Below are 21,196 nucleotides of genomic sequence, written 5' to 3' on the forward strand. Positions count from 1 at the left end.
GGATGCCGGCCAACCCCACCCCTCTCGTGAACGGTGAGAAGGCGAGCAGGCGCGAACAGATCCTGTCCGCGGCCGCCGAACTGTTCGCCCACCACGGCTTCCACGGCGTCGGCATCGACGACATCGGCGCCGCGGTCGGCATCTCCGGGCCGGGGCTCTACCGGCACTTCCGCAGCAAGGACGCCATCCTCGGCGAGATGCTGAACTCGATCAGCCGCTACCTGCTCGACGGCGGCACGGCGCGGGCGGCCCGGCCGGGTGAACCCGACGACACGCTGACCGGCCTCGTGCGGTTCCACGTCGATTTCGCGCTCGAGCACCCCGCGTTGATCACCGTTCAGGAGCGCAACCTCGCCAACCTCACCGACGCCGACCGCAAGCAGGTGCGCGCGCTCCAGCGCCAGTACGTCGAGGTGTGGGTGCGCGTGATCCGCGAAGCCGTCCCGGACCTGGGGGAACGGCAGGCGCGGTCGGCGGCGCACGCCGTGTTCGGACTGATCAACTCGACTCCGTACAACCGCCATCTCGGTGACGACGAGCTCGCCGAACTGCTCTGCCGGCTCGCATTGGGTGCCCTTCGCGCGGCCTGATGGCCCTCGGCGGATCAAGGTATCCCGCTGACCGCCATCGTGGTGTTTGATGGGGCACGTGGACCCGGATTGGAGCGAGCAGGAGCGCCGGCTCGTCGAGAAGGCTCAGCGTGCGTTGACCGCGCTGAGCCTCGGCGACGACGCCGAAGCGCTGGGCGAGGTCGCCCCGTCGGCCGCCGAGCCGCAGGCCCGCGCGGACGAGACGAAGGCCCTGATGCTGCTGCTCTTCGGCGAGTGCAGCGCGATGGTCTCCACCCTCGGCGACGGCGGCAGCGCCCCGGTGAAGGTCCAGGTGTTCGACGAGGACGGCGAAGAGGTCTCGATCGACCAGGCCGACCCGCCGGTCCGGACCGCGGTCCGGACACTGCTCGCGGAGGTCCACGGCAACACCGAAGCCGCGCAGGAGCAGGTCGAGATCGCCCTCGCCAACGCGGCCCCGGACGAGGTCGACAGCCTCGTCCTGCAGGCGCTCCGCTGGACCATCCGGCTGTCGGCGGAGTGCCTGGACCGCGACCTCCCGGTAGCCCCCTGGATCTCCGAGGCCGTCTCCGACTAAAGCGCCCCAAGGTGGCCTTGGTTGCGTCAGACGCACCGAAGGCCGCCTTGGGTGCGTCTGACGCACCGAAGGCCGCCTTGGGGCGCTTGGGCCTAGCCGAGCAGGTGCTTCACCAGGGCCGCGATCTGGCCGGTTTCGATGAGGAACGAATCGTGCCCGTAGGGCGACGTCACCACCGACGGCTCCGGCGCGTCCGGGAGGCCGGCCGCGATCTCCGCCGACTGGTACAGGGGGTAGAGCCGGTCGCTGTCGACGCCGCCGACCACCGCCCGCGCCGTCACCCGGCCCAGTGCCGCCGCCACACCGCCGCGGCCGCGGCCGACGTCGTGGGTGTTCATCGACTCCGTCAGGACCAGGTAGCTGTTCGCGTCGAAGCGGCGCGCCAGCTTGGCCGCGTGGTGGTCCAAATAGGACTCGACGGCGAACCGGCCGCCGCGCAGGGGGTCTTCGCCGTCCTGGGGAAACCGGCCGAAGCGCTGGGCCAGTTCCGGCTCGCTGCGGTAGGTGACGTGCGCGATCCGGCGGGCGATGCCGAGCCCCGCCACGGGTCCCGAAGGCCCCGCGTAGTAGTCGCCGCCGTGGAAGGACGGGTCGCTTCGGATCGCGTGCAGCTGCGGTGCAGCCCAGGCGATCTGCTCGGCCGACGCGCGCGCGGCCGAGGCCAGCACCAGCACCGAAGCCACCCGGGAGGGCAGCGACACCGCCCACTCCAGCGCCCGCATCCCGCCCATCGAGCCGCCGACGACGGCCGCCCAGCGGTCGATGCCGAGCGCGTCCGCCAGTACCGCCTCCGCGGCCACCTGGTCCCGCACCGTCACCGCCGGGAACCGGCTGCCCCACGGCCGCCCGTCCGGCGCGAGCGACGACGGCCCGGTCGAACCCTGGCAGCCGCCGAGCACGTTCGGGACCACGACGAAGAACTCGTCCGTGTCGACGGCCTTCCCCGGCCCGATCAGCCCGTCCCACCAGCCCGCGCTCGGGTGCCCCGCCTCGGCGGGCCCGGCCGCGTGGCTGTCCCCGGTCAGGGCGTGCTCGACGAGGATCGCGTTGGACGCGTCCGGGTTCAGCGTCCCCCACGTCTCGTACGCGAGCGAAAACGCGGGCAGCACGCCACCGGCCTCCAGCGCGAGCGCACCGGGGCCGGTGACGAACTTCCGGCGGCCCGGCGGGTCACCGGCCCGCCAGGCGCCGGTAACGGTCACAGGTCCGCCTTGGCCGCCCGGAATCCGGCCTCGAGGTCGGCCTTGAGGTCCTCGATGCCCTCCAGCCCGACGGCGAGCCGGACGAGCCCGGGCGTGACGCCGCTGGAGAGCTGCTCCTCGGGCGTCAGCTGGCTGTGCGTGGTCGACGCCGGGTGCACGATCAGGCTGCGGACGTCGCCGATGTTGACCAGCTGGCTGTGCAGCTCGGTGCCGTCGACGAACTTCCGGCCCGCCTCCACACCGCCGCGCAGGTCGAACGACAGGACCGCGCCCGCGCCGCGCGGCAGGTACTTTTGCGCGTTGGCGTGGTGCGGGCTGGACGGGAGGCCGGCGTAGTAGACCGTCTCGACCTCGTCGCGCTGCTCCAGCCACTCGGCCAGCGCCTGGGCGTTCGAGACGTGCCGCTCGAGGCGCAGCGAGAGCGTCTCGATGCCCTGCAGGATCAGGAAGCTGTTCAACGGCGAGATCGCCGCGCCCGTGTCACGCAGGATCTGGACGCGCGCCTTCGCCGCGTACGCGCCCGGGCCGAGCGCCTCCCAGTACTTCAGGCCGTTGTAGCTGGGGTCGGGTTCCGTGAAGCCGGGGAACCGGCCGTTGCCGAAGTCGAACGTGCCGCCGTCGACCAGCACGCCGGCCACCGTCGTCCCGTGGCCGCCGAGGTACTTCGTCGCGGAGTGCACGACGACGTCGGCGCCGTGCTCGATCGGGCGCAGCAGGTACGGCGTCGGCACGGTGTTGTCGACGACGAGCGGGACGCCGGCCTCGTGCGCGACGTCGGCGACGCCGCGGATGTCGAGGACGTTGCTGCCCGGGTTGGCCAGCGTCTCGGCGAAGAACAGCTTGGTGTTCGGCCGGACGGCGGCGCGCCACTGCTCCAGGTCGTCCTGGTCGTCGATGAACGTGACCTCGACGCCGAGCTTCGGCAGCGTGTAGTGGAAGAGGTTGTAGGTGCCGCCGTAGAGCGACGGGCTCGAGACGAAGTGGTCCCCCGCGCCGGCGAGGTTCAGGATCGCCGCCGTGGTCGCGGCCGAGCCGGACGCGAACGCCAGCGCCGCGACGCCGCCTTCGAGCGCGGCGAGCCGCTGCTCAAGCACGTCCTGGGTCGGGTTCATGATCCGCGTGTAGATGTTGCCGGGCTCGGCGAGGCTGAACAGGTCGGCACCGTGCTGGCTGTCGCGGAAGACGTACGACGTCGTCTGGTAGATCGGCGTCGCCCGCGCCCCGGTGGCCGGGTCCGGCGCGGCGCCCGCGTGGATCTGCTTGGTCTCGAAGGACCACGCCGAAGTCTCGGTCATCGGTTTTCTCCTTGCGGCTCAAGGGGTTCCTGGAGGGCTGCCGGGACGAAGCTACTTGCGCCGAACGGCCTACCCAACCCTTCCCATCTCCTGGGAGCGGAGTTGCCTTGCCAATCAGATCTCTTTGTGTCTAAGATATTCATCAAGTGAGATTCACGAACGGGGAGTAAGTCATGACCGAGCGGGTTCAGGTGCTGGTCGTCGGGGGCGGATTGGGCGGACTGTCGGCGTCGCTCTTCCTGGCGCAGGCCGGAGTGGACGTACTGACCGTCGAGCGGCACGCGGGGACGTCGGTCCACTCGCGCGCCGCCGGGCAGAGCTGGCGCACGATGGAGTTGTTCCACTGGGCGGGAATCGACGGCGACGTGCTGGCGGCGAGCCCGCGGGCGTCACAGGGGCTGCGGATCACCGTCGCGACCAGCCTGGCCGGCCGGGTGCTGCACCGGCTCGTCCAGGACGGCAGCGAGTTCGACGTCTCGGCCTCGACGACGCTGCCCGCCGGCATGGCCGGCCAGGACGTCGTGGAGCCGATCCTGCTGGCACACGCGGAAAAGGCGGGCGCGCGGGTGCGGTTCCGGACCGAGCTCACCGAGCTGGTGCCGGACGGCGACGGCGTCACCGCGACGCTGCGCCACCGCGACTCCGGCGCGGAAACGGTGGTGCGCGCGGACTACGTCGTCGCCGCCGACGGCGGACGCAGCGGGATCCGGCAGCGGCTCGGCATCGGGACCACCGGGATGGACGCGCTGAGCCACTGCCTCGGCGTGGTGTTCGACGCCGACCTCGGCGACCGCGTCCACCCCGGCCTGTCCGACCTGTTCTACCTGCAGCACCCGGACTTCACCGCCGGGTTCGTCACCACCGACGTGCCGAACCGGTACGTCTTCGCCCCGGACTACTTCCCGGACCGCGGGGAAAGCCCGGCCGACTTCACCCACGACCGGCTCGTCGCGATGATCCGCGCCGCCACCGACCTGCCGGAACTGGACCCGGAGATCGTCTGGACGGGCTCGTGGGAGGTCGCCGCACGGCTCGCCGACCACTTCCGCGCCGGGCGGGTCTTCCTGATCGGCGACGCGGCGAAGGTGACCCCGCCGACCGGCGGGATGGGTGGCAACACGGCGGTCGGCGACGCCGCGGACATCGCGTGGAAACTGGCCGCGGTGCTGCGCGGTGAAGCGGGCCCGGCCCTGCTCGACACCTACGAAGCCGAGCGGAAGCCGATCGCGCGGATGGTCATCGACACGTCGCTGCACAACATGAAGCAGCGCATGCACCCCGGCCTCGACGTCTCCGGGCTGACGAAGGCCGAGGACCAGCTCGCGATCCTGCTCGGGTTCCGCTACCGCTCGACTGCGGTGCTCTCGGAGGAGCCGGACGACGGCGAGCGCGTCGAGAACGTGCAGGCCCCGACCGGGCGGCCCGGCTTCCGGGCGCCCGGCCTGGCGTCCACTGTGGATCTTCTGGGGCGCTCGTGGGTGCTGCTGTGCGCGGGCGACGGCACGCGGTGGCAGCCGGCCGCGGCGGACATCGCGGCGGAGCTGGGCGTCCGCCTCGACAGTCACGTGATCGACGAGGACGTCTTCGCCACCCGGTACGGCCTGGCGACGGGCGGCGCCTCGCTGGTGCGGCCGGACGGCGTCGTCGCGTGGCGGTCCGCGGAGCCGACCGGCGACCCGGCCGGCGAGCTGTGGCGGGTCCTGACAGCGGTCCTGTCCCGCTAGGGTCGCGCCGACCCGGACCAAAAGTCTTGAATGACTCATTCAGGACCTCCGAAGACCTGAATGAGTCATTCAAGACCTCTGATCATCCCGCCGCGGGCCGCCTGCCGACCCCCGCGAAGTGTTCGTGCAGCTCCCGGACGTGCTGGGCCCAGAACAACTGACGTCCGCCGCGCGTCCGGGGCACGGGCAGGCCCTTGCTGCTCGCGAGCCGGTAGAAGCCGGGCCCGGCGTCGTCGGCGCCGAGGTTCCGGACCAACGCACCGAGCAGCCGCCCGCCCGCCTCGTCGAACGCGGCTTCGGAGATGCGGTCGAGCAGGTAGGCCATGCTCGCGCGGCCGGCGCTGGTGGTGAAATCGAACCCGGGCACCCCGGTCCGCCGGATCAGCGCGGTGGCGAATTCGCCGAAGGAAGTCGTCCGGTCCACGACCGCGCGGGCGATCAGAATCGCCTTGCCCTCATCGATCATCTTTTGCCATTCCGCCACGTCACGTCCGTACAAGCTGACCACCTCGCACTTTCTCGGCGAAACCTTCCGGTCGATCGCGAGAGGATGCCATACGCCCGATCCGCCCCTGCACCGGGGCCAGTTTCCCTTGTCACCACGGAAACCCTCGGCATCTCTGGCGGTTTCTTTCGCTCTCCAGCCCTTTCCGGCAGGAGTTTTCCACCATTGCGATGAATGGGGGAACCGGCTGGGAACCCGCGCCGGGATCAAATAGAGTCGGCGCCTCTCCGGCCCCGCGAACGATCGACGGGTCCGGCATTCCCGAAATCACAGGAGCGCAGTGAGCGATACCCGAGCCCGGTCTTCGTTCGGCTTCCTCGCCCATGCGCTGGGCGCGTGCCGGGCCGACCGGATCACCGGTTCGCTGTACCTCGCCGGCCACCCCGGCGGCGTGGTTCACCTGCGCGAAGGTGCCGTGGCGGCGGTCGACAGCCCGGGTGCGCCCCGGACGGACACGCTGCTGCTGCGGTCGGGCCGGATCAGCGAGCCGGCCTGGTCGGCGGTCCTGCGCGCCGGCGGCGCCCCGCACGGGATCGGCGGCACGGAACTGCGGCTGGTCGCCACGATGGCCGCGCAGGACGGCGCCTTCGTCATCGTCGCGGGCACCATCGACGAGTACGCCGTCGACCCCGACCCGCTGGACGTGCCGCTGCCGATCAGCCCGGGTATCGAACTCGACCGGCTGCTGGCCGAAACCGCGCGGCGGCTCGACGCACTCGCGTCGCTGCCCACGCCGGTGTCCCCGCACCGGGAACGCCTCGCCGCCGCCTCCGGCGCGAACCCGGCGCTGAGCAGCACGCGTCGCGCCATCATCAGCCGCGCCGACGGCCGACGCAGTGCCCGGGACATCGCGTTCCTGTTGGGCCGCAACGTCTTCCCGGTGACGGTCGAGGTGTCCAGAATGGTCGGCGACGGGCTGCTCACCATCGCCGACGGCGTGCCCGGCGGCACCGCGGGATCGCTCGCTCCCCTCCGGCCGCGCCCCCGGGAGACCGGCGCGGCGGTCGTCACGGATCCACGGCCGCCCCTGCCGCGGCGCGATCCCGGCGCGAGCGGCGTCGTGGACGACCTGCGGCGGCCGTCCGGCTGGCAGGTGCTGCCCCGGCTGCTCAACCGCATCCGGGCCGGGCCCCGCGACGACGTCCCGCGTGGACGGTGACAGCCCCGCCTGCTGAAACCCACTCACCCCCGGAAGAAGGAGAACCGCCGTGCTGGGCAAGTCCCTGTCCGACCAGATGAGCCTCATGGTGAAGCGGATGCGGCAGGAGGTGCCCGACTGCCTGGCTTCCGGCGTCGTCGACCTGGCCACCGGCATGCTGCTGGCCGTCGAGACCACCGACGCCCACCCACCCGAAGTGCTGGACCTGCTGGCCGGGGCGACGCTCGACCTGTTCCAGGGCCGCACGGTCGTGATGATCGAGGACGTCTTCAAGGAGCGCCGCGGGGTCGCCAGCAGCGAGCACTACTTCCAGGAAATCCTGGTCAACAGCGCCAACCTGACCCACCTGTTCATCCGCAACAACCAGAACGCCGACGTGGTCGCGGTCGTGGTCTGCCCGAAGTCGGTGAACATCGGCATGCTCTTCGCCGGCGCGCGCCGCGTGGTCAAGAGCCTGGAGCTCTGACCCCCTGAACGCCTGCCGGGGCGGTGCGTCCGCCCGCCGCCGCCCCGGCAGGCCCGGCTGAGCACCGGGTTTCCACCGGAGACAGCCCGGCCGATCAGATCCGCCGGGCTTCGCCCACCTCGGCGACCCTGCCGAGCCGTCCCCCGGTTTCTCGGCGAGAATGCTCGCGTGGTTTCGGTGCGCAGCGTGGTCGACCGGGTGGGGCCGACGCTGCTCCACGCGCTCCAGGTGCCCGAAGACTCGCCCGCGGTCGCCGACGTCGTCATCGCCGAACCCGGCGGGGCGCTCACGCTGTCCGCCGGCGACCTGGTGCTCGGCGTCGCCACGACCGGGCCCGAAGACGCCGCCGAACTGGTGAAGCAGAGCGCCGGGCAGGGCGCGGCCGCTGTGCTGCTGAAGCCGCCGCTGGCCGCGAAACCGGCGGTGAAGCGGGCCGCGAAGGCCAGCGGGATCGCGCTGATCCAGGTGCACGCCGCGACGTCGTGGGCACAGCTCGTCTGGCTGCTGCGGACCGTCCTGGACGCCCTCGCCGACGAGTCGGAGGACCTCGATCCCGGTTCCGGCGACCTGTTCCGGCTGGCCGACGCCGTCGCGAGCGTCGTCGACGCGCCGGTGACCATCGAGGACACCAACTCGCGCGTGCTCGCCTACTCCGCGCGCCAGGACCTGACCGACCCCGCGCGCGTGGCCACCATCATGGGCCGCCGCATCCCCGACGACGTCCTCGCGCGGTTCCGGTCGCGCGGGGTGTTCCGCGAGCTGTCCCGCGGCCGGCAGACGATCTTCGTCCCGGCCCAGCGCGACGGCACGCTGCCGCGGCTGATCGTGCCGATCCGGATGGGCGGCGAGCTGCTCGGGTCGATGTGGGCGGTGGTCGCCGGGCCGGTGTCCGACGAGCGCGCGGCCGCCTTCGCCGACGCCGCCCCGGTCGTCGCGCTGCACCTGCTGCGGCGCCGCGCGTACACCGACGCGCAGCGCCGCGCGTCCGCCGAGCTGCTGCGCGCGGTGCTCGAAGGCCACGCGAACCCGCGCAAGGCGATGGCGGAGCTGGACCTGTCCGACGAGCCGCACCGCGTGGTCGTCATCGAGGTCACCGGCGGCGACGGGCGCGACGCCGAGGGCCTGCGGCTCGCCCTGCTCGAACGGATCTCCCAGGGCATCGGCAGCCGGCCGGTGGCGACCGAGCTCGGCGGGCTGCTCTACGCCGTGGTGCCGGACCGCCCGGGGCCGGGCGGCTGGGCCGAGCTGCGGCAGGCCCTGGCCGCGCAACCGGCGTCCCGGCGCGGCGGAGCCCCGCGTGCGGCGGCGGGCTCCCCCGGCGGGATCGGCGACCTCTCGGCGTCGCGTGCTCAGGCCGACGAAGCCCTCGGCCTGCTGCGCGCCGAAATCCTCGCCGAGCGCGTGATCGCCTTCGACGAGGCCTGGACGGCGCTGACGCTGCACCGCGGCGCGACGGCGGCGTCCGCGGCCCGGGTCGCCGACCTCGGCCCGCTGAGCACCCTGCGCGCGCACGACGAAACGGGCAAGGCCGGCTACGTCGAGACGCTCTACGAGTGGCTGCGACACCCCGGCGACCCGCGGGCGGCGGCGCGGGAGCTGCGGATCCACCCGAACACCCTGCGATACCGGATGCGGAAGCTCCTGGAACTGGTGCCGCTGGACCTCGACGACCCCGACGTCCGGCTGGCGCTGCTGACCCAGCTCGTCGCCGTCCGCTGGAGCTGATGGGCCATTCGGCCCAACGTTTGACTTATGCGTTACTCCGCATGGATCGCGCCGATCGTTCCGATTGTCTTTTCCAGCCGAAAGATGGTGGATTCCGAAGATCGCGTGCCGCATTTTCTCTTCACCACCCCGGGTAGCCGGGTCGTTGCAAGAGGAGTTCCTCCATGAGCAGTTCGGAGCGGTTCGGTAAGGCCATCAAGCTGGGCGCGGTGTCCGCGCTCTCCCTGGTCGCCCTGGTCGTCCCGGCCGCAGGAGCCGGAAGCGCCGTCGCGGCGCCGAGCGGCGACTGCTTCACCCCCACGCACGCGGCGGACCGCAGCAAGGACGGCCACGCCGACTCGGTGTCCCCGGCGGAAGCGGCCCGCATCGAAGCGGACATGCAGAGCAAGCTCGCCGGCAAGCGCATGGCGTTCTCGGCCCAGGCGGCCGCCGCGGTGTCGATCCCGGTGTACTTCCACGTGATCACCAGCGGCTCGACCGGCAACCTGCCGGCGTCGACGATCAGCAAGCAGATCTCGGTCCTGAACAGCGCGTACGCGTCGAGCGGCTTCAGCTTCTCGCTGGTCAGCACCGACTACACGAACAACTCGACCTGGTACACCGGCATCACCGACGGCACCTCGGCCGAGCGCAACATGAAGAACGCGCTGCGCAAGGGCGGCAAGAACGCCCTGAACGTCTACACGGCCAACCTCGGCGACGACCTGCTCGGCTGGGCGACGTTCCCGTCGAACTACAGCTCGCAGCCGAAGCTGGACGGCGTGGTCCTGCTGGACGAGTCCCTCCCGGGCCGCTCGGCGACGAACTTCAACGAGGGCGACACGGCCACCCACGAGGTCGGCCACTGGATGGGGCTGTACCACACGTTCCAGGGCGGCTGCTCCGGCTCGGGCGACTACGTGTCGGACACCCCGGCCGAAGCGACGGCGACCTCGGGCTGCCCGACGAACAAGGACACCTGCACGGCGGCGGGCAAGGACCCGGTGCACAACTTCATGGACTACAGCTACGACAGCTGCATGTACGAGTTCACCGCGGGCCAGGCCACGCGGATGAACAGCGCTTGGTCGGCGTACCGCGCCTGAAGCCTCCGCCTCCCGCGGCGGCCACGGTGTCTTGAATGACTCATTCCTGGCGTCCCACGCCAGGAATGAGTCATTCAAGACACCCCGAGGAGGGGCAGGTACTCGCGGAACCGCGGATCCCACCGCTCTTCGTCAGCCCCCAGATAGCGCTCGCAGACATCCACGCTCAGCGCGATCCGCGGCCGCTCGCGGACAAGCGCCGGCAGGCGGGACCACGAGCCGCTGAGAATCCAGAACGCGCCGTCCTCCCACAGGTACCAAATGGGCCGCACCGTCGGCCCGTCCGTGGCCACCCGGGCTGTGAGCGGGCGGGCAGAGGAAGTCGTCGATCATGCGACCAGCAACGTCTTCCCCACCGTCGTGCGCGACTCGATCGCGGCGTGGGCGTCCGCCGCCTTCTCCAGCGGGAAGCGCTGCCCGATCACCGGCACCAAGGTCCCCGCAGCAGCCGCGGCCAACGCGGATTCCGTGAACGCCCGCATCTCCGAAGGTCCCCCGATCGAGCGCACCAGCGAGATCCCCCGCGCCGCAGCGTCCTCTTCGGACACTTCGGCCCACGACCCGCCCGCCAGCCCGTACATCGCCATCCGGCCGCCCGGGCGCAGCAGCCCGAAGGCCGCCGTGCCGATCTCGCCGCCCACGCCGTCGAAGACGACATCGACGGCGCCGGCCGCGGACGTCCAGTCCGGCCGCAGGTAGTCGACCACCGCGTCGGCCCCGAGCACGTGCGCCACCTTCGCCGGGCCGCCCGCCGCGCCGATCACCGTCGCTCCCGCCGCCTTCGCCAGCTGGACCAGCAGGCCGCCGACGCCACCCGCCGCCGCTTCGACCAGCACTCGATCGCCCGGGCGGATGCTGGTCGCATGCACCAAGCCGGTCGCCGTCCGGCCGTCCGCGAGGAGCGCCACCGCCGCGTCGAGCGACAGCGCGGACGGCACCTCGAACACCGCCGTCGCCGCCACCGCGACGCGCTCGGCGTACCCGCCCGAGCCGCCCGTCGACGTGACCACCCGCTGCCCCGCCAGCCCGGGGTCCACCCCCGCGCCGACCGCGCTGATCACCCCGCCGACGCCGTTGCCCGGGATCACCGGCAGCGACGCCCGGAACGGCCCCGGCGCACCCGCCCGGAACTGCGTCTCGACGAACGTGGTGTTCGCGAACGCCATCTCCACCAGCACCTGTCCCGGCCCGGGAACCGGCTCCGGCGCCTCCCCCGGAACCAGGACCTCCGGACCGCCGAACTCTCTCAACCACACCGCACGCATGCCGTCACGGTGCAACTTCAAGTGAAGTCGAGGTCAAGGGACTTGTCCCCACAGCACTACGAATATCGCTCAGAATTGTCCGGGCAGCACGATGACACCGCCGACCGGGTGGTTCACCGTGAGTGGCAACACCGCACCGATTCCGGACGCAGACCGACCCAGGAGGCCGACCGTGCGTATCGCCGTTCCCCGTGAAATCAAGAAGCACGAATACCGGGTCGCACTGACCCCGGCCGGGGTGCACGAGCTGGTCGGCCGCGGGCACGACGTCTTCGTCGAGACCGGTGCCGGGGCGGGCTCGTCCATCACCGACGAGGAGTACGTCTCCGCCGGCGCGAAGATCCTCGCCACCGCCGACGAGACCTGGGCCGAGGGCGAGCTCGTCCTCAAGGTCAAGGAACCCATCGCCGAGGAGTACGGACATCTCCGGCGCGACCAGGTCCTCTTCACCTACCTGCACATCGCCGCCGACCGGCCGCTGACCGACGCGCTGCTGGCCGCCGGCACCACCGCGATCGCCTACGAGACGGTCCAGACCGCGAGCGGTGCCCTCCCGCTGCTCGCCCCGATGTCCGAGGTCGCGGGCCGGCTGGCCCCCCAGGTCGGCGCGTTCTCCCTGATGAAGCCCAGCGGCGGCCGCGGGGTGCTGCCCGGCGGCATCCCCGGCGTGCACCCGGCGCGCGTCGTCGTCATCGGCGGCGGCGTCGCGGGCCTCAACGCCGCCCGCGTCGCGCTCGGCCTCGGCTCGGACGTCGAGATCCTGGACACCAACGTCGACCGCCTCCGCCAGATCGACAACGACTTCGGCGGCCGCATCCGCACGGTGACGTCGAACCGGCTCTCGGTCGAGGAGTCCGTGCTGCAGGCCGACCTGGTCATCGGCGCGGTGCTCGTCCCCGGCGCGAAGGCGCCGAAGCTGGTCTCGAACGACCTGGTGGCCCGCATGAAGCCGGGCAGCGTGCTCGTCGACATCGCGATCGACCAGGGCGGCTGCTTCGCCGACTCGCGCCCGACCACGCACGACGACCCGACCTACACCGTGCACGAGTCGCTCTTCTACTGCGTCGCGAACATGCCGGGCGCGGTGCCGCGGACGTCGACCTACGGCCTCACGAACGTCACGCTGCCCTACGCGGTCCAGCTGGCCGAGCACGGCTGGAAGGCCGCGCTGCAGGCCGACGCCGCGCTGGCCAAGGGCCTCAACACGCACGACGGCGCACTGACGAACGGCCCGGTCGCGGTGGCCCACGACCTGCCGCACACGCCGCTGGACACCGTCCTCGCCTGACCTACCTCACCCGAGCGGGTTCCTGTCGCACCGCGGCAGGAGCCCGCTCCCCTTTCTTCCGGCAAACGACGAAGCTGCGTGGCGGCGTTCTCGAGGCGGCCGCACGCCTGCAGGACGAACCACACGACACGGCCCCGAGCGCCACGCGGACGCGGCGAAGGCGATGTCGGCGACGCGGAACCGGGTCGAGCGCCAGAAGTCAGGCACCCGCGGTCACGACGTGGTAACCGGCACCACGGACCGTCCGGATGGTCTCGGCCCCGAACGGGACGTCGATCTTGCGCCGCAGCGCGCTGACGTGCACCTCCACCAGGTTGGCCGTCGCGGAAGCGGCGAAATCCCAGAGGTTGTCGAGCAGTTCGGCCTTGGTGACGACCTGCCCGGGCCGCTGCATGAGGTAGGAGAGGAGGGCGAACTCCTTGCCGGTGAGCGTGATGTCGGCCGTACCGCGCCGGCAGCTCCGGCTGGCCTGGTCGAGTTCGAGGTCCCCGAGCTTGAGCACGCCCGGCCGGGTGGCTCCGCCGCGGCGGATAAGAGCGCGCAGGCGGGAGAGAAGGACGCCGTAGGAGAAGGGCTTGGGGAGGAAATCGTCGGCCCCGGTATCAAGGGCTTCGATCTCGTCGTCCTCGCCATCCTTGGCGGTGAGCATCAGGATAGGAGTGCCATTCCCCTGCTCCCGCAGCCGGCGACAGACGCGGTACCCGTTCAGCCCCGGCAGCATGATGTCCAGGACGATGGCGGCATAGGGATGCTCGGTGGCATACCAGAGGGCATCCCGCCCGTTGTGGGCGACATCGACGGCGTACCCCTCAGCGGTCAACCCGGCCCGCAGCGCCTCAGCCAGCCGCCGTTCATCCTCCACGAGCAAGATCCGCATCGCGCAACGATGCCACAGACCTGCAACAACACGGCAAACAGCCGCACGCCCCACAACGCGGCAGACCCGATAGCCGCACGAGAGGCACCGTGGGGGTCCGGGGGCTCGGCCCCCGGGAGATACGACGGAGTCGACATGAGCGGCGAAGCCGCGATGCAGAGACGAAGGGGCGACCCGCTCGACCAGCCTGGGGGTCACTGGGAGCGGGCCGCCGATTCCTAGCTTAGAGGGCTCGGGCCCTTCGCGCTGCACCGGGTCGGCAAGTCGCACGAATTCTTTACCAAGTTGATCGCCGGAAGATCGCGAATCCTCTGGTCAGCGCCGCCGAGTCCGCCATCGGCCGGTTGCGGAAAGTGACGAAGGTCGCTCTCGGGCGTTCCGTGCGCGCGAGCGCCGCCGGTAGGGCAGGATGACGCCGCATCAGCGGGGAACGTTAGGGGACGGTATGCACGACGGCAGTGGCCGGATTGTGGTGCAGAACCTGAGCAAGCGGTTCGGCGCCGTGAACGCCGTGCAGAACCTCAGCTTCACGGTCGAACCTGGTTCGGTGACGGGCTTTCTCGGCCCGAACGGCGCCGGCAAGACGACTACGTTGCGCATGTTGCTCGGGTTGGTGACACCCACATCGGGGACGGCGACGATCAACGGGCGGCCGCACTCGCAGCTGGGCAACCCGGCGCGGGTGGTGGGCTCGGTCCTGGAGAACGAGGGGTTCCACCCGGGCCGGACGGCGCGCAACCACCTCCGGGTGTACGCCGCGGCCATCGGCGTGCCGGACCGGCGCGCGGACGAGGTGCTCGGCCTGGTCGGCCTGGGCAGCGCCGCGGACCGGAAGGCGGGCGGGTTCTCGCTCGGCATGCGGCAGCGGCTGGCGCTGGCGACGGCGCTGCTGGGCGACCCGCAGGTGCTGGTGCTCGACGAGCCGACGAACGGCCTCGACCCCGAAGGCATCCTGTGGCTGCGCAACTTCCTGCGCTCCTACGCGCGGGAGCAGCGGCGGACGGTGCTGGTGTCGAGCCACCTGCTCAACGAGGTCGAGCAGCTGATCGACCAGGTCGTCATCATCAGCCAGGGCCTCACGCGGTACTACGGCCCGCTGGAGCAGCTGCGCAAGGGCCAGCAGTCGCGGGTCCTGGTGCAGCCGGCGGACCCGTCGGCGCTGGTGAAGGCGTTGCAGGACAACGGCATCACCGGTGTTTCGCCGACGCCGGACGGCCGGGTCGCGGTCGCCGGGTCGAGCGTCCAGCAGATCGGTGACATCGCCGCGAAGGCCGGGATCGCCGTCTACGGGATGCAGGAGGAGCACGCCGACCTGGAGCGGATGTTCTTCCAGCTGACGCAGGGTCAGTACACCGGCGCGCCGGGTCAGCCGCCGCAGCAGGCGGGTTACCCGCCGCAGCCGCAGTACCAGCAGGGGCCGCCGCCCGGTTACCCGCCGCAGCAGCAGCACTACCAGCAGGGGCCGCCGTCGGGTCCGCAGCAGCAACAGCAGTACTGGGGAGGACCGCAACAGTGATGGGCAACCTGATCAAGGCGGAGTTCCGCAAGACGCTCACCTTGAACACGTGGTGGGTGCTGCTGATCCCGCTGGCGCTGGTGGCGTTCTGGCTGACCTTCGCGTGGGGCAGCCTCACGAACAACTTCGCGGACTTCCTCGGGTCGAAGGACGCCCGGCAGGTCACCGAAATGGTCGGCCTCGATCCGAACCAGATCCCGGTGGGGCTGCTGGCGCTGGCGCACGGCGTGAACATCGCGCAGCTCGTCCCGGCGTTGTTCGGCGTCTTCGCGCTGGCCGGCGAGTACCGCAACAAGACGATCACGACGACCTTCCTCACCGCGCCGAACCGGGTTTCGGCGCTGACCGCGAAGATGCTCACTTACGTCGCGTGGGGCGCCATCTACGGCTTGGTCAGCTTCGGTGTCTCGGCGCTGGCGGTCATGGCATCGGTCGACTCGGGCCGCTGGCCGACCGCGGGCCAGTGGCTGGCCGCGCTCGGCGGGTCCGTGCTGGCCGGGGCGCTGGTGACGTTGTTCGGCATCGGGTTCGGCGCGGTGCTGCGCAGCGTGCCACTGGCCGTCGTGCTGCTGATGGTGTGGTTCCTGATCCTGGAAAACGTCCTGGTGATCGCGTTCTGGCTGTGGGGCGACGTCACCATCCTGGGCGGCATCCTGCCGAACGGCACCGCGAACGGGATCGTCGGCGGCATCGCGGCGGACGCCTTCGGGTTCAACTCGCTCAATCTGCCGGCCAGCGTGGACTCCGGTTCGCAGCTGGTGCTGCAGCTGACGGCGGGCGCACCCGGCGTGCTCTCGTGGTGGGCTTCGGCGCTGATCTTCTTCGCCTGGACGATGGTCTTCTTCGGCCTCGGCTGGGCGGGCAACCAGAAGCGCGACATCACGTAGTTCCATGGTTCGTGAAGGCCACCTTGAGGAACTTGTAGTTCCTCAAGGTGGCCTTCACGAACTTCGAGGAAATATTTTGTCAGTGGTGGCGCTTACTGTCACAACGTGACCGTCGCTCCGCCCCGCTCCCGTCAAGAGCTCCCACCCACCGAGACAGCCGGCTGGATCCGCCGGCTGTCCGCCGCGGCGTGGGAGCACCGCGTGCTCGTCGTGCTGTCGCTGCTCGCCGCCGCGTTCGGTGTCGGCGTGCAGGCCGCGACCCCCCTGCTGGTGCGCACGGCGGTGGACGACGCGGTGGCCGGGCAGACCGGTGGGCTGCCCGGGATCGCCGTCTTCCTGGTCGTGCTGCAGCTGATCGCGTTCGGCACCGCGTTCGCGCGCCGCTACCTCGGCGGGAAGCTCGCCCTCGACGTGCAGCACGATCTGCGCCAGCGCGTCTTCAACGCCGTTTCACGGCTGGACGGCGGCAAGCAGGACGCGCTGCGCACCGGCCAGGTCGCGTCACGCGCGATCTCCGACCTGCAGCTGGTGACCGGGATCCTGATGCAGGTCCCGCTGTCGTTCGGCTCGGTGGTCTTCGCGCTGCTGTCGTTCGTCGCGATGCTGTGGCTGTCCCCGGTGCTGACGCTGATCGCGCTGGTCGTCACGCCCGCGGTCGGCATCATCGTGGCGCGCAGCCGCAAGCGCCTCTTCCCGGCGACGTGGTCGGCGCAGCAGCGCGCGGCCGACGTCGCGCAGCAGGTCGAAGAGACCGTCACCGGCGTCCGGGTGGTCAAGGGCTTCGGCCAGGAGGCGCGGGAAGTCTCGAAACTGGAAGCGACCGCGCGCAAGTTGTTCGGCGAGCGGCTTCGCGCGGCGAAGCTGTCGGCGGTCCCGACGGCGACCACCGCCGCCCTGCCGGCCGCCGGTCAGGTCGCCGTGCTCGGCATCGGCGGTGTCCTCGCGCTGAACGGGTCCATCACGCTCGGCACGTTCCTGGCCTTCGCCACCTACCTCGCGACGCTGATCGGCCCGGCCCGGATGCTGTCGGGCCTGGTCGTGCAGGCCCAGCTGACCCGCGCCGGCGCCGAGCGGGTGTACGAGCTGATCGACGCGCAGCCCGAGGTCGTCGACGCGCCGGACGCGCGGCCGCTGCCGGCGGGGCCGCTGGGCGTGGAGCTCGACGGCGTCCGGTTCGGCTACACGCGCAGCGAACCGGTGCTGGACGGCCTTTCGGTCACCGCGAACCCGGGCGAGACCCTTGCGCTGGTCGGCACCGCGGGTTCGGGGAAGTCGACGATTTCCCTGCTGCTGCCCCGGTTCTACGACGTGCACGAGGGTGCGGTGCGGGTCGGCGGTCTCGACATCCGAGACGTCCCGCTGCGGCAGCTGCGGCAGGCGATCGGCGTGGTGTTCGAGGAGGCGTTCCTGTTCTCCTCCTCGATCCGCGACAACATCGCCTACGGCCGTCCGGACGCCACCGACGAGGAGGTCGTCGCGGCCGCGCGGGCCGCGGAGGCGGACGGCTTCATCCGCGCCCTGCCCGGCGGCTACGACACGCTGGTCGGCGAGCGCGGGCTGACGCTCTCGGGCGGGCAGCGGCAACGGCTCGGGCTGGCCAGGGCGTTGATCACCGACCCGCGGATCCTGGTCCTCGACGACGCGACGTCGGCCATCGACACCGTCACCGAAGCGGCGATCCACGACACGCTGCGGTCGGTCACCGCGACCCGGACCACCCTGCTGATCGCGCACCGGCGGTCCACCCTCGCCCTGGCCGACCGGATCGCGGTGCTGGACGAAGGCCGCGTCGTCGACGTCGGCACCGAAGCGGAGCTGATGGCGCGTTGCCCGCTGTTCCGCGAACTGGTCGCGGGCCCGGGCGACGACGTCGAGGAGAAGCACCGCTGCGAGGGCCTGGACTTCGGCCAGGACGGGGTCACACCGTCGCTGTGGCCGCGTGACGAGAGCCGCGACGAAGTCGACGCACTGGCCGAAGCCGCGCGGATGCGCAGCGGCGACCCGAACAGCAGCGGGTTCGCCGGCGGGGGCGGCGGCCTCGACGTGCCGCCGACACCGGAGCTGGTCGAGGGCGTGCGCAAACTCCCGCCCGCCGCCGACGAGCCGCTCCTGCCCGGCGTGGACGTCACCGCGCCCGACCCGAAGTTCCGGCTGGCCGGGCTGCTGCGGCCGGTCCGACGGCCACTCGCCCTGGTGATCGCGCTGGTGGCGGCGGACGCGCTGGCGTCGATCGCGCTGCCGGGGCTCTACCAGTTCGGCGTCGACCACGGCGTGCGGACCGGCGTCGAGTGGGTGATCTGGCTGGCCGCCGGGATCGGCGCCGCGGTGATCGCGGCCGACTGGCTGGTGGTCTTCGCGCAGACGCGGCTGACGTCGCGGGTCGGCGAGACGGTGCTGTACGCGCTGCGCGTCCGCAGCTACGCGCACCTGCAGCGGCTCGGGCTCGACTACTACGAGCGGGAGCTGTCCGGGAAGATCATGACCCGGATGACGACGGACGTCGACGCCCTCTCGACGTTCCTGCAGACCGGGCTGGCCACCGCGGTCGTCAGCGCGCTGACGCTGGCCGGGATCACCGCCGCGCTGCTGGTCACCGACGCCGGGCTGGCGTTGTACGCGCTGGCGATGATGCCGGTGCTGGCGGTGGCCACGGTGATTTTCCGGCGGTCGGCGTCGAAGGCGTACAACGAGGCCCGCGAGCGGGTCAGTGTCGTGAATGCGGACATGCAGGAGAACGTCAGCGGGCTGCGGGTCGCGCAGGCGTACACGCGCGAAGACCGCTCCGCGGAGGCGTTCGCTTCACGCAGCGACGACTACCGGCGCTCGCGGCTGCGGGCCCAGCGGTACGTGGCGACGTACTTCCCGCTGGTGGCGCTGCTGTCGGACCTGGCGACCACGACGGTGCTGGTGGTGGGCGCGAACCGTGTCTCGGCGGGCACCCTGTCGGCCGGCGTGTTGCTCGCGTTCCTGCTGTACCTGCAGCAGTTCTTCTCGCCGATCCAGCAGCTGTCGGCGGTGTTCGACGGCTACCAGCAGGCGAGCGTCGGCCTGAACCGGATCGGCGACCTGCTGCGGACGCCGACGTCGGTGCCGGCGGCGGCGAACGCGGTCGCGGTGCCGCCTCGGCTACGCGGCGAAGTCTCGTTCAAGGAGGTCGACTTCGCCTACGCCGGTGCCGAGAGCAAGGCGCTGGAGCAGTTCTCGCTGGACGTCGCGGCCGGGGAGACGATCGCGTTGGTCGGCGCGACCGGCGCGGGCAAGTCGACGGCGGTGAAGCTGGTGGCGCGCTACTACGACGTCACCGGCGGCGAGGTCCGGATCGACGGCACGGACGTCCGCGAGTTCGAGCTGGCCGGGATGCGCCGCCGGATGGGCGTGGTGCCGCAGGAGGCGCACCTGTTCTCGGGCACGGTGGCGGACAACGTCCGCTACGGCCGCCCATCGGCCACCGACGCGGAGGTCGAGGCGGCGGTCCGCGCGGTGGGCGCGCTCGACGGCGTCGCGGCCCTGTCATCGGGCTTCCTGCAGCCGGTGGGCGAGCGCGGCCGCTCGCTGTCGGCGGGCCAGCGCCAGCTGGTGGCCCTGGCCCGGGCAGAGCTGGTCGACCCGGACGTCCTCCTCCTGGACGAGGCCACCGCAGCCCTCGACCCCTCGACGGAGGCAGCGGTCCTGCGCGCAACGGAGACGGTCGCCCGCCGCCGCACGACGTTCGTGGTCGCCCACCGCCTGGCCACCGCGGCCCGCGCCGACCGCATCGTGGTCCTCGACCACGGCCGGATAGTCGAAACCGGAACCCACGCCGAACTCCTGGCCACCAACGGCCACTACGCCCGCCTCTGGTCCCTCGGCTGACCGTGCGGAAAGGGTCGACACGCGTGATTGAGAGGTCGACACGCCGGATCGGCCGAGTTCCGCCGTGTCGACCCTCCAATCACGCGAGTTGACCTCTCAATCACGCGAGTTGACCTCCCCATCACGGGTGTTGACCTCTTGCGCACGAAAGTCCGTGGCCGGGCGGGGCCGGCGCTGGGAGCATGGCGGGCATGTTCGAAGAGAAGCGGGTTCCCGACCGGCAGATCCGGGCCGTGCAGACCGAGACGACCGTCCGGGTCTACCAGGCCTACTCGCCCGAGATCGCCGACGCCGCGCTCGCGAAGCAGACCTTCGTCGCGCCGTTCAAGCGGGACCGGATGACGTGGGTCAAACCGTCGTTCCGGTGGATGGCCTACCGCTGCGGCTACGGGCGCAAGCCGGGCCAGGAGCGCATCCTCGCGATCGACATCACTCGCGACGGCTTCGAATGGGCCCTCACCCACGCCGCGCTCAGCAAGCCGCACCGCGACCAGGACACGGCTGCCTGGAAGCAGCAGCTCAAGACCAGCCCGGTCCGCATCCAGTGGGATCCCGAGCGAGATCTCCACCACACGGCGCTGAACTTCCGCGCCATCCAGATCGGCCTGAGCGGCGAGGCCGTCGACCACTACGTCGACGAGTGGATCACCGCTATCACCGATGTCACACCAGTGATGCGCGACATCTCCGGCCTGCTGGCCACCGACCAGCTGCACCTGGCGGTCAAGCTCGTCCCTCACGAGCCGCCGTACCCGCTCAGCGACGAACTCGCGAAGGCCGTCGACGCGACGGGCTAAGGCAGCGCCCGCCACGCCAGCGACCCCATGCCCGCCGCCTCGACGTCCGGGCGTGACGCCCACCGGACCGTGCCCGGCCGGACGTGGATCCCGGCCCCGACCTGCCAATCCGGCTCCTCGGGCTCGACCCACGCCATCTCACGAAGTCGGCGGGCGACAGCCAGACCGCGTGGCACGAGTCGCACCCCGGTGAACGTCCACGGGCCGGCGCACGAACCCGGGAGAAAGAGCCCGGGAACCCTGTACCGGGTCCAGCACTTAAGGTTCCCTTAGCACATCTTGATCGAATCAGTGACCGATACCCTAGTGCGCCTCGCCTCACACAGGCCGGTTCCATCACATCGCGGTCATCGAGGGGGTTAGCCTGGTAGGCGCATCAGCGGATTCAAGATCGAGATCGAGACGGA

At 71.3% G+C, this 21,196-nt stretch carries 19 protein-coding genes; 12 read left to right on the plus strand and 7 right to left on the minus strand.

Annotated features, from left to right (window positions below; genetic code table 11):
- The first annotated feature begins 2 nt into the window (after positions 1-2).
- Both ACLJQF_RS16585 and ACLJQF_RS16590 read left to right on the plus strand, forming a co-directional pair.
- The gene (locus tag ACLJQF_RS16585) at positions 3-590 is read left to right on the plus strand and encodes a TetR/AcrR family transcriptional regulator (RefSeq protein WP_410609605.1); all 588 of its coding nucleotides are present in this window, start codon (positions 3-5) and stop codon (positions 588-590) included.
- A 49-nt stretch (positions 591-639) separates the two neighbouring features.
- Positions 640-1,146, plus strand: a complete 507-nt coding sequence (locus ACLJQF_RS16590; protein ID WP_308677391.1) for a hypothetical protein — start codon at positions 640-642, stop codon at positions 1,144-1,146.
- A gap of 92 nt (positions 1,147-1,238) precedes the next feature.
- On the opposite strand, the gene ACLJQF_RS16595 is transcribed toward ACLJQF_RS16590, so the two are convergent.
- Positions 1,239-2,348 carry a homoserine O-acetyltransferase gene (locus ACLJQF_RS16595; RefSeq protein WP_410609606.1) on the minus strand — a complete coding sequence of 370 codons (1,110 nt, stop codon included), beginning with the start codon at positions 2,346-2,348 and terminating at the stop codon, positions 1,239-1,241.
- Positions 2,345-3,643, minus strand: coding sequence for a bifunctional o-acetylhomoserine/o-acetylserine sulfhydrylase (locus ACLJQF_RS16600; protein WP_410609607.1), 1,299 nt, complete (start codon positions 3,641-3,643; stop codon positions 2,345-2,347). Before ACLJQF_RS16600 ends, ACLJQF_RS16595 begins: the two co-directional genes overlap by 4 nt.
- 173 nt (positions 3,644-3,816) lie before the next feature.
- Here ACLJQF_RS16600 and rdmE point away from each other — a divergent pair, with 173 nt between their 5' ends.
- Positions 3,817-5,367: an aklavinone 12-hydroxylase RdmE gene (gene rdmE / locus ACLJQF_RS16605; protein ID WP_410609608.1), complete on the plus strand. Its 1,551-nt coding sequence runs from the start codon at positions 3,817-3,819 to the stop codon at positions 5,365-5,367.
- Between the two features lie 82 nt (positions 5,368-5,449).
- Here the strand turns inward: rdmE and ACLJQF_RS16610 are convergent, their stop codons facing one another.
- On the minus strand, positions 5,450-5,851 hold the full coding sequence (locus ACLJQF_RS16610) for a hypothetical protein (protein ID WP_410609610.1): 402 nt from the start codon (positions 5,849-5,851) through the stop codon (positions 5,450-5,452).
- Positions 5,852-6,152: 301 nt separating this feature from the next.
- On the opposite strand from ACLJQF_RS16610, the gene ACLJQF_RS16615 reads away from it, so the two are divergent.
- The 4 genes from ACLJQF_RS16615 (at position 6,153) to ACLJQF_RS16630 (ending at position 10,307) form a co-directional block, all read left to right on the plus strand.
- Positions 6,153-7,031, plus strand: a complete 879-nt coding sequence (locus tag ACLJQF_RS16615) for a hypothetical protein (RefSeq protein ID WP_410609612.1) — start codon at positions 6,153-6,155, stop codon at positions 7,029-7,031.
- A gap of 49 nt (positions 7,032-7,080) precedes the next feature.
- Positions 7,081-7,497: a hypothetical protein gene (locus tag ACLJQF_RS16620; RefSeq protein ID WP_410609614.1), complete on the plus strand. Its 417-nt coding sequence runs from the start codon at positions 7,081-7,083 to the stop codon at positions 7,495-7,497.
- Positions 7,498-7,665: 168 nt separating this feature from the next.
- Positions 7,666-9,222, plus strand: a complete 1,557-nt coding sequence (locus tag ACLJQF_RS16625; RefSeq protein ID WP_410609616.1) for a PucR family transcriptional regulator — start codon at positions 7,666-7,668, stop codon at positions 9,220-9,222.
- Between the two features lie 164 nt (positions 9,223-9,386).
- Positions 9,387-10,307: a zinc metalloprotease gene (locus ACLJQF_RS16630; RefSeq protein WP_410609617.1), complete on the plus strand. Its 921-nt coding sequence runs from the start codon at positions 9,387-9,389 to the stop codon at positions 10,305-10,307.
- 74 nt (positions 10,308-10,381) lie between these two features.
- Here the strand turns inward: ACLJQF_RS16630 and ACLJQF_RS16635 are convergent, their stop codons facing one another.
- The gene (locus ACLJQF_RS16635; RefSeq protein WP_410609618.1) at positions 10,382-10,600 is read right to left on the minus strand and encodes a hypothetical protein; all 219 of its coding nucleotides are present in this window, start codon (positions 10,598-10,600) and stop codon (positions 10,382-10,384) included.
- Positions 10,601-10,636: 36 nt separating this feature from the next.
- A complete protein-coding gene (locus tag ACLJQF_RS16640; protein ID WP_410609620.1) occupies positions 10,637-11,572 on the minus strand; it encodes a zinc-binding dehydrogenase in 936 nt (311 codons plus the stop codon).
- A 172-nt stretch (positions 11,573-11,744) separates the two neighbouring features.
- On the opposite strand from ACLJQF_RS16640, the gene ald reads away from it, so the two are divergent.
- Entirely contained in the window at positions 11,745-12,860 is a 1,116-nt protein-coding gene (ald, locus tag ACLJQF_RS16645; RefSeq protein WP_410609622.1) for an alanine dehydrogenase, read from the plus strand.
- A 199-nt stretch (positions 12,861-13,059) separates the two neighbouring features.
- Here the strand turns inward: ald and ACLJQF_RS16650 are convergent, their stop codons facing one another.
- Positions 13,060-13,737: a response regulator transcription factor gene (locus ACLJQF_RS16650; protein WP_410609623.1), complete on the minus strand. Its 678-nt coding sequence runs from the start codon at positions 13,735-13,737 to the stop codon at positions 13,060-13,062.
- A 445-nt stretch (positions 13,738-14,182) separates the two neighbouring features.
- Here ACLJQF_RS16650 and ACLJQF_RS16655 point away from each other — a divergent pair, with 445 nt between their 5' ends.
- From ACLJQF_RS16655 to ACLJQF_RS16670, 4 genes are all read left to right on the plus strand, one after another.
- On the plus strand, positions 14,183-15,253 hold the full coding sequence (locus ACLJQF_RS16655) for an ABC transporter ATP-binding protein (RefSeq protein ID WP_410609624.1): 1,071 nt from the start codon (positions 14,183-14,185) through the stop codon (positions 15,251-15,253).
- Positions 15,253-16,140, plus strand: a complete 888-nt coding sequence (locus ACLJQF_RS16660) for an ABC transporter permease subunit (RefSeq protein ID WP_410609626.1) — start codon at positions 15,253-15,255, stop codon at positions 16,138-16,140. The genes ACLJQF_RS16655 and ACLJQF_RS16660 overlap by 1 nt, the downstream gene beginning before the upstream one ends.
- Before the next feature lie 105 nt (positions 16,141-16,245).
- On the plus strand, positions 16,246-19,992 hold the full coding sequence (locus ACLJQF_RS16665; protein ID WP_410609627.1) for an ABC transporter ATP-binding protein: 3,747 nt from the start codon (positions 16,246-16,248) through the stop codon (positions 19,990-19,992).
- 191 nt (positions 19,993-20,183) lie between these two features.
- Positions 20,184-20,789: a DUF4291 domain-containing protein gene (locus tag ACLJQF_RS16670; protein WP_410609628.1), complete on the plus strand. Its 606-nt coding sequence runs from the start codon at positions 20,184-20,186 to the stop codon at positions 20,787-20,789.
- On the opposite strand, the gene ACLJQF_RS16675 is transcribed toward ACLJQF_RS16670, so the two are convergent.
- Positions 20,786-20,926 carry a hypothetical protein gene (locus ACLJQF_RS16675; protein ID WP_410609630.1) on the minus strand — a complete coding sequence of 47 codons (141 nt, stop codon included), beginning with the start codon at positions 20,924-20,926 and terminating at the stop codon, positions 20,786-20,788. The genes ACLJQF_RS16670 and ACLJQF_RS16675 overlap by 4 nt on opposite strands.
- Positions 20,927-21,196: the final 270 nt, after the last annotated feature.

Source organism: Amycolatopsis sp. lyj-109 (assembly GCF_046548995.1).
Taxonomy (GTDB): Bacteria; Actinomycetota; Actinomycetes; order Mycobacteriales; family Pseudonocardiaceae; genus Amycolatopsis.

Coding starts and splice junctions, on each gene's coding strand:
- ACLJQF_RS16670 (WP_410609628.1), top strand. CDS start 20,184: ATGTTCGAAGAGAAGCGGGTTCCCGACCGGCAGATCCGGGCCGTGCAG.
- ACLJQF_RS16585 (WP_410609605.1), top strand. CDS start 3: ATGCCGGCCAACCCCACCCCTCTCGTGAACGGTGAGAAGGCGAGCAGG.
- ACLJQF_RS16650 (WP_410609623.1), bottom strand. CDS start 13,737: ATGCGGATCTTGCTCGTGGAGGATGAACGGCGGCTGGCTGAGGCGCTG.
- ACLJQF_RS16660 (WP_410609626.1), top strand. CDS start 15,253: ATGGGCAACCTGATCAAGGCGGAGTTCCGCAAGACGCTCACCTTGAAC.
- ACLJQF_RS16590 (WP_308677391.1), top strand. CDS start 640: ATGGGGCACGTGGACCCGGATTGGAGCGAGCAGGAGCGCCGGCTCGTC.
- ACLJQF_RS16600 (WP_410609607.1), bottom strand. CDS start 3,643: ATGACCGAGACTTCGGCGTGGTCCTTCGAGACCAAGCAGATCCACGCG.
- ACLJQF_RS16655 (WP_410609624.1), top strand. CDS start 14,183: ATGCACGACGGCAGTGGCCGGATTGTGGTGCAGAACCTGAGCAAGCGG.
- rdmE (WP_410609608.1), top strand. CDS start 3,817: ATGACCGAGCGGGTTCAGGTGCTGGTCGTCGGGGGCGGATTGGGCGGA.
- ACLJQF_RS16640 (WP_410609620.1), bottom strand. CDS start 11,572: ATGCGTGCGGTGTGGTTGAGAGAGTTCGGCGGTCCGGAGGTCCTGGTT.
- ACLJQF_RS16630 (WP_410609617.1), top strand. CDS start 9,387: ATGAGCAGTTCGGAGCGGTTCGGTAAGGCCATCAAGCTGGGCGCGGTG.
- ACLJQF_RS16675 (WP_410609630.1), bottom strand. CDS start 20,926: ATGGCGTGGGTCGAGCCCGAGGAGCCGGATTGGCAGGTCGGGGCCGGG.